Origin of the sequence: Mesorhizobium sp. M7A.F.Ca.US.014.04.1.1 (assembly GCF_003998745.1) — a bacterium.
Classification (GTDB): domain Bacteria; phylum Pseudomonadota; class Alphaproteobacteria; order Rhizobiales; family Rhizobiaceae; genus Mesorhizobium; species Mesorhizobium ciceri.
Map to the genome: position 1 here is coordinate 1 of NZ_RZRW01000304.1, position 7,034 is coordinate 7,034.

Genomic DNA, 7,034 nt, shown 5'->3' on the forward strand with positions numbered 1-7,034 from the left:
ACCGACGCCAATCAGGGGTTTTCGGTCGACGAAGCGATCCGGCGCGCTGCGAGGCTGCGTGAGCTCGACCTCGCCTGGATCGAGGAACCGCTGCCGGCCGACGACATCGACGGGCATGTGCGGTTGTCGAACTCGACGCCGACGCCGATCGCCATCGGCGAGTCGCTCTACTCCCTCCGCCATTTTCGCGAGTACATGCAGAAAGGCGCCTGCTCGATCGTGCAGGTCGATGTCGGCCGTATCGGCGGCATCACGCCCTGGCTCAAGATTGCGCACGCGGCAGAGGCCTTCGACATTCCGGTCTGCCCGCATTTCCTGATGGAACTGCATGTCAGCCTGACCTGCGCTGTTCAGAACGGCCGATATGTCGAGTACATTCCGCAGCTCGACCAGTTGACCGGCAAGCGCATGCGCATCGAAGATGGCCAGGCGCTGGCGCCCGACGAACCGGGCATCGGCATCGATTGGGACTGGGACGCGGTCAAGGCCATGAGCATCGCCGAATTCACCACGGCGATCACGAAATAGGAGACTGATATGCAGCGGATGGGGATGATTCTCGGACTGAAGCCGGAAAAGGTCGATGAGTATGTTCGGCTCCATGCCGCCGTCTGGCCCGGCGTGCTGACCATGATCTCGGCCTGCAACATCAAGAACTATTCGATCTACCTGAAGCGGCCGGAGAACCTGCTGTTTTCCTATTTTGAATACCACGGCACCGACTATGCCGCCGACATGGCCAAGATGGCGGCCGACCCGAAGACGCAGGAATGGTGGGCCGTCTGCATGCCCTGCCAGGAGCCGCTGGCGACCCGCAAGGAGGGCGAGTGGTGGGCCGAGATGGATGAGGTCTTCCATCATGACTGAAGGCGGCTTCGACCCTGCCTTGCTCGTTCAATCCTGGCCAAAACCCTCAAGACCCCGGCCGATCGTCACCTTCGGCGCGGGATCGATCGTCGGCGACGCGCATTTCCCAGCCTACCGGAAGGCCGGCTTTCCGGTTGCCGGGCTTTATGATCCTGATCATGTCAGGGCTGAAAAGCTGGCCAGCCAATGGGGCGTGACGGCCTTTGGCTCGGTCGAAGAAGCGACTGCTGTCGAGGGCGCGATCTTCGACCTTGCCACCCCGCCGTCGCATCATGCCGATGTGCTGAAGTCCTTGCCTGACGGCGCGGTGGCGCTGATCCAGAAGCCGATGGGCAGCAATCTTGCCGAGGCGACCGCGATCCTCGAAATCTGCCGCGCCAGGAGGCTGCACGCGGCGGTGAACTTCCAATTGCGTTTCGCGCCAATGATGCTGGCGCTGAAGGATGCCATCGGCAAGGGCTGGCTCGGCGAGATCGTCGACTTCGACGCCTGGCTGGCGCTGGCGACACCATGGGAGCTTTGGGAATTCCTGCTCAAGGCGCCGCGCGTCGAGATCGCCATGCATTCGATCCACTATCTCGACCTGATCCGGCAGTTGCTCGGCGACCCCAGAGGCGTGCACGCCAAGACGCTCGGCCATCCCAACCATAAGGTGGCGCAGACGCGCACCAGCGCCATTCTCGACTATGGCGACACCGTGCGTTGCGCGCTGTCGATCAACCACGACCACAAATTCGGTCGCCGGCATCAGGCCTGCGAGTTCCGCATCTGCGGCACAGAGGGTGCCGCCTATCTCAAGCTGGGTCTCAACCTCGATTATCCCACAGGCGAACCGGATGTATTGGAGATCTGTCCGAAGGGCGGAACGGGCTGGATCGCCGTGCCCTTGGCCGGCGAGTGGTTTCCCGATGCCTTCGTCGGCCGCATGGCCAATGTCCAGCGCTTTGCGACCGGAGAAGATGATACGCTGATAAGCCCCGTCGAAGATGCCTGGAGCACGATGGCGCTGGTCGAGGCCGCCTACCAGTCGAGCGCGGCACCGGCGACGCCGATCGCGGAAAGACCCTGATGGAACAGATCAAGTATTTCGAGGATTACGAGATTGGCGCGTCGCGCCTAACAAGCGGCCGCACCATCACCGAGACCGACTTCATCGTCCATGCCGGCCACACCGGCGATTTCTTTCCGCACCACATGGACGCCGAGTACATGAAGACGACGCCATTCGGCCAGCGCATCGCGCATGGCACGCTGGTGTTCTCCGTCGGCATCGGGCTGACCGCGAGCGTCGTTAACCCTGTCGCCTTTTCCTACGGCTACGACCGGCTGCGCTTCATCAAGCCGGTGTTCATCGGCGACACAATCCGCACGCGCACCACCATCGCGGTCAAGGAAGACGATCCCAAGCGGCCGGGTTCAGGACGGGTGATCGAGCGGTGCGAGGTGATCAACCAGCGCGGCGACGTGGTGCTGGCGGCAGACCACATCTACATCGTCGAACGCAGGCCGGCGCAGGGCTGAGACTCGGGAAAGTCCTACGAGCCGGTAGCGCGCTTGGTAATGCGCTCCAGCCCGAGCAAGAGAACCAGCGTCGCCACGACCAGGATCATTGTCAGTGCCGCACCGGCAAAGATGTCGCCGCGATCGGTAAGGCTGAAGATCGAGACCGGCAGCGTCACCCAACCCGGCGGGTAGACCATGACGGTGGCGCCGAGTTCCCCCATCGACAGCGCGAAACTGAGACCGAAGGCGGCAACCAGATAGGGTGCGAGCAAGGGCAGTGTGACGTGCCAAAGCCGGTAGGCCGGGCGAGCGCCGAGGCTCGATGCCACCTGCTCGAAGTCGGGCGAAAGCCGCGCCAGTCCAGCCGAGACATTGCCGAAGGTGAAAGCCGAGATCAGCACGAAATGCGCGATCATGACGATCGCGATCGTGCCGTTGAGCAGCAGCGGCGGATGGCTGAAGGCAACCAGCAGGCCAAGGCCGACAGACACCGAAGGGACCGCGCTTGGGATGAAGAACAAAAGGCCGAGCAGCCGCCGCAAGGCATGGCCCTGGAGGCGCAGCGACAGGGCCGCCCAGGTGCCGCTGACCAGCGCCAGCGCGCTGGCCAGGAAGCCGGTGACCAGGCTGGCCTTGACCGCTCTGCCGGCGGCACCGGAAATGACATCGGTGTAGTGCTCCGTCGTCAGGCCGTTGGGCAGCACGCCGTTCCACTGGTCGGCGAGGCTGGACAGGAGGATGACCGCGAGCGGCGCCAGGAACAGCACGCCGAAGATCAGTGCGAAGAGCACCCACAGGACAAGACGACCGGAGCGTGACCAGACCAGCATGGGCTAGGCTCCCAACCGGCCGGCGGCGAAACGGTAGAGGCCAAACAGGCCGAGCGACAGCGCGATGTTGACGACGGCGATGATACAGGCGACCTGATAGGCCGATTCCTGGATCGCCTTGCCATAGATCAGCAGCGGCAGGGTGATGACGCCCTTGGCGCCGATGAACAGCACGATGCCGAATTCGTTGACAGTCAACAACAGGCAGAGGCTGCCGCCGGCGATGAGTGCCGGGATTGCCGCCGGCAGGATCACCTGGCGAACGATGCGAAACGGCCGCGCGCCGAGCACGCTCGCCGCTTCGATCTGGCCACGGTCGACCAGCGAAAAGGCGGCGAGCAGCGGCCGCAGGATGAAGGGTGTGTAGACAGTGACCTCGGCCAGGATCACACCCCACGCGGAATAGAGGAAATCGACGGGCGGCAGCGGCAGCGAAAAGGTCTCCATCAGCCCGGCATTGAGCATGCCGGCGGAGCCATAGAGGAAGGTGAAGGCAAGCGTCACCAGGAATGTCGGCAGCGCGATGAAGGTATCGATCAGCCGGGCGATGAAGCCGCTGCCGGGGAACGGCACGAAGGCCAGAATCAGCGCCAGCACGAGGCCGACGACCAGACATCCGGCCGTCGCCGCGACCGAGATCGACACCGTGTTGATCAGCGCGTTGAGGAAGAAGCGCGAATGCAGCACGCGGATGACTTCGGCGACATTGGCGACGCCACTGTCGTCGAGGAAGGCCTGGCGGGCAATCAGTGCCAACGGATAGAAGAACAGCAGCGCCAGCAGGGCCGCCGGTGGCACTATCCACAATTTACCCGACGAGAGCTTCATCGCCGGCGCAGGGATGGCGACCGCCTCAGACACCGGCGTCTTCCGGGAGAAGCGAGGTGTCGGCGGGCGCGAAGAACAGCGGCACCTTGGCGCCGGGTTCGGGCAAGGCGATCGGCAGCCTGGTCGCCGAGACACGCACCGGCGTGCCGTCGACGTCGAGCACGAGATGGGTCAGTTCGCCCTGCCAGTGCACTTCCTGGAGCGTGCCCACGATGCGGTTGGTATGGTCGCTGTCGGCGGTCAGGCTGAGATGCTGCGGCCTGATACAGAGCAGGCTCTTGTCGCCGGCCTTCTCGTTGCGGCCGGCGCCGGTCAGCAGCGCGTCACCATGCCTTGCCGTGGCAAATCCCTTCGACCCGACGGCCTCGGCAACCGTTACCGGAAGAAGATTGGCGCGGCCGAGGAACTCGGCCGTAAAACGGTTTGGCGGGCGGCGGTAGAGTTCGGTCGTCGGTCCATGCGAACAGACCCTGCCGTCGCGCATGATGGCGATCTTGTCGGCAAGCGTCAGTGCCTCGGTCTGGTCGTGGGTGACATAGAGGATCGTGAGGCCGGGCAGGCTGCGGTGCAGCCGGGCAATCTCCTCGACCATGTTGCGGCGGATCTGGGCGTCGAGCGCCGAGAGCGGCTCGTCGAGCAGGAGCACGCGCGGCCGCACGGCCAAGGCACGCGCAATCGCCACGCGCTGCTGCTGGCCGCCCGAAAGCTCGCGCGGATAGCGCCGGGCATAGGCCGACATGCCGACAGTGCCCAGCGCATCCTTGATCCGCTCACCGATCAGCGCCTTGTCGGCGCCCTGTGCTCTGAGGCCGAAGGCAACGTTGTCCTCGACCCGCATATGCGGAAACAGCGCGTAGTTCTGCACCACCATGCCAAGGCCGCGCTCGTAGGGCGGCAGATCGGTCACATCGGTGGCGCCGATGCGGATCCGCCCGCTGGCGGGTCGCACGAAGCCGGCCACGGCGCGCAAGGCCGTCGTCTTGCCGGAGCCGGATGGGCCGATCATCGCCAGGATCTCGCCAGGTGCGATATCCAGGGTCAGCGGATGCAGGACGACATGCGCGCCATAGGCAACGCTGACCTTGTCGAAATGGACATTGGAGCCGGCGCCGCGAACCTTCGCGGCGTCGATGTCCATGACACTGGTACCAGTAAACGCTGCGGCCGACATGGCGTGGTCCTCCGGGTTTCCCTTGCGGATCAACTTCCGGTCGCTTCGTTCCAGCGCTTGACATAATCGGGTAGCTTGCTCAGCGCGTCGTCCCAGTTCGGCGACCAGATGGTCACGCCTTTCATCGCCTCCTGCGCCTTGGCGAAGTTGGCGTCATCCGGCTTGACGTCCTTGCGAGCCGGCATGCCGAGCGCAACGGAACTGATGCTCGACTGGGCTTCCTTGGAGAGCAGGAAGTCGATCAGTTTCTTGCCGTTGTCTGCGTTGGGTGCGCCGGTGACCAGGCCGATTTCATAGGGCAGCGCGAAGGTGGAGCGCACACCGTCAGGTCCAGCCGGCCAGAACACCTTGATATTGGGATTGTCGGCCATCTGCGACATGTTCATCTGCAGATCGCCATTGGCAACATGCAGCTCACCCTTGTTGACCAGCGCGGTCAGCTTGCCGGTCGAAGCGGAGGGGCCGACATTGTTGTCCTGCAGCTTCTTCATGAACTCGAAGCCGGCATCCTCGCTGCCGAAGGCGTGGATGATCTGCAGCATGACGGCGGTGCCGTCACCGGCCTGGCCGGGGGTAGAATACTGGATCTTGCCCTTGAACTTCGGGTCGAGCAGGTCGTTGTAGGCCTTTGGCGCTTCCGGCAGGACGGCACTGTTGTAGATGAAGTTCATATAGTTGTTGACCAGCGGCCGGTACTTGTCTGTGCCGCCATCGATCTGGTCGGCGGCTTCCGGCTTGTAGTCCTGCAGCAGGCCGTCAGCCGCGGCCCGCTGCACGAAGGGCGGCAAGGTCACCAGCACGTCGGCCTGCGGATTCGACTTTTCCTTGGCGACACGCTCGACGACGCCGCCGGAACCTGCCTCGATATACTGCACGGTGATGCCGGTGGCCTTGGTGAAGGCGGCGAATTCGGTCTCGAACCAGCTGCCATTGCCGTCATGCAGGCCGTCGGCGGAATAGATGGTGACGACGCCGTCGGCGAGTGCCGGTCCGACAAGAGCCGACGACGCCAACAGCGACGCGGCGAAGGCCGTAGCTATGGTTGCCTTTTGCGATTTCATGCTCAGTTCCCCTGTGATTGATGGCACATTCTGCGATGCACTGTGACGATCTCGCCTGTAGGCCGGAGCCTTATGCGGCACCGTTCGATCTCGTCGTTGTGCCGACTTTGGGGACTGACGATCGATAAGTAAAATCTATTTATTTTATGAGAGGCAAATTTTACCTGATAGTTGTCATGGAACTGTCGCAACGCTGGCCTGGCTTCGATTCCGGCCTCGCGGAAGGCCCGCGATTGGGTGCAGAGATGGTGATGGTCAGCCAAATGAAACCCCAGATGTCTGCGCCCGCAGCCGCGGGTCGAACGAACGAACGGTAACCGGCCGGCCTTCGAGAATTTCGAAGCAGCGCGCGAGCGTGTCGTCTTCGAGCCGGCGCATGGCCCCCTGCGTGAAGAAGGTGAGATGCGGAAACAGGATGACGTTGTCGCGGCCGAACAGCGCGCTCATCGGATGGCCCGATTTGGCCAGCGGCTCGACCGAATAGACGTCGAGCCCGGCGCCGCCGATGCGCCCCGAGATGATCGCCTCGACAAGGGCGGCCTCGTCGATCAGCGCGCCGCGCGAGACGTTGACGATGATAGCGGAAGGCTTCAGGCAAGCGAGCTCGGCTTCACCAATCAAGCCGCGCGTCCTGTCGTTCAGCACGCAGTGGAGGGAAACGAAATCGCAGGCGCGCAGCATGACGTGGAGGTCTTCTACCTTCTCGATGCCGGCGGTGCGCATGGTTGCGACATCGACACCGGGATCGAAGCCGAGAACGCGCGCATGGAAGGC

General features: G+C 63.6%; 9 protein-coding genes. 4 read left to right on the plus strand and 5 right to left on the minus strand.

The window, feature by feature from the left end; translation table 11 throughout:
• From EOA22_RS19860 to EOA22_RS19875, 4 genes are all read left to right on the plus strand, one after another.
• A partial coding sequence (locus tag EOA22_RS19860; protein ID WP_281040767.1) for an enolase C-terminal domain-like protein occupies window positions 1–528 on the plus strand: 528 nt, incomplete at its 5' end.
• A gap of 9 nt (window positions 529–537) precedes the next feature.
• A complete protein-coding gene (locus tag EOA22_RS19865) occupies window positions 538–867 on the plus strand; it encodes an L-rhamnose mutarotase (RefSeq protein WP_063167540.1) in 330 nt (109 codons plus the stop codon).
• Window positions 860–1,936 carry a Gfo/Idh/MocA family oxidoreductase gene (locus EOA22_RS19870; RefSeq protein WP_063167539.1) on the plus strand — a complete coding sequence of 359 codons (1,077 nt, stop codon included), beginning with the start codon at window positions 860–862 and terminating at the stop codon, window positions 1,934–1,936. The genes EOA22_RS19865 and EOA22_RS19870 overlap by 8 nt, the downstream gene beginning before the upstream one ends.
• Window positions 1,933–2,388: a MaoC/PaaZ C-terminal domain-containing protein gene (locus EOA22_RS19875; protein ID WP_063167538.1), complete on the plus strand. Its 456-nt coding sequence runs from the start codon at window positions 1,933–1,935 to the stop codon at window positions 2,386–2,388. Before EOA22_RS19870 ends, EOA22_RS19875 begins: the two co-directional genes overlap by 4 nt.
• A 14-nt stretch (window positions 2,389–2,402) precedes the next feature.
• Here EOA22_RS19875 and EOA22_RS19880 read toward each other — a convergent pair whose 3' ends face one another.
• The 5 genes from EOA22_RS19880 to EOA22_RS19900 all read right to left on the minus strand — a co-directional run.
• Complete coding sequence (locus EOA22_RS19880) at window positions 2,403–3,200, minus strand: ABC transporter permease subunit (RefSeq protein ID WP_013533032.1); 798 nt, start codon at window positions 3,198–3,200, stop codon at window positions 2,403–2,405.
• 3 nt (window positions 3,201–3,203) lie between these two features.
• Window positions 3,204–4,061: a 2-aminoethylphosphonate ABC transporter permease subunit gene (locus EOA22_RS19885; RefSeq protein ID WP_063167537.1), complete on the minus strand. Its 858-nt coding sequence runs from the start codon at window positions 4,059–4,061 to the stop codon at window positions 3,204–3,206.
• Window positions 4,054–5,199 carry an ATP-binding cassette domain-containing protein gene (locus tag EOA22_RS19890; RefSeq protein WP_024502486.1) on the minus strand — a complete coding sequence of 382 codons (1,146 nt, stop codon included), beginning with the start codon at window positions 5,197–5,199 and terminating at the stop codon, window positions 4,054–4,056. The genes EOA22_RS19885 and EOA22_RS19890 overlap by 8 nt, the downstream gene beginning before the upstream one ends.
• Before the next feature lie 29 nt (window positions 5,200–5,228).
• Complete coding sequence (locus EOA22_RS19895; protein WP_063167536.1) at window positions 5,229–6,260, minus strand: 2-aminoethylphosphonate ABC transporter substrate-binding protein; 1,032 nt, start codon at window positions 6,258–6,260, stop codon at window positions 5,229–5,231.
• Window positions 6,261–6,515: 255 nt separating this feature from the next.
• Window positions 6,516–7,034: NAD(P)-dependent oxidoreductase (locus EOA22_RS19900; RefSeq protein ID WP_281040768.1), on the minus strand; the 519-nt coding region annotated here is incomplete at its 5' end.

Bases quoted from the DNA above. Each gene is read 5' to 3' on its own strand.
- EOA22_RS19865 (WP_063167540.1), top strand. From the start codon at position 538: ATGCAGCGGATGGGGATGATTCTCGGACTGAAGCCGGAAAAGGTCGAT.
- EOA22_RS19870 (WP_063167539.1), top strand. From the start codon at position 860: ATGACTGAAGGCGGCTTCGACCCTGCCTTGCTCGTTCAATCCTGGCCA.
- EOA22_RS19880 (WP_013533032.1), bottom strand. From the start codon at position 3,200: ATGCTGGTCTGGTCACGCTCCGGTCGTCTTGTCCTGTGGGTGCTCTTC.
- EOA22_RS19890 (WP_024502486.1), bottom strand. From the start codon at position 5,199: ATGTCGGCCGCAGCGTTTACTGGTACCAGTGTCATGGACATCGACGCC.
- EOA22_RS19895 (WP_063167536.1), bottom strand. From the start codon at position 6,260: ATGAAATCGCAAAAGGCAACCATAGCTACGGCCTTCGCCGCGTCGCTG.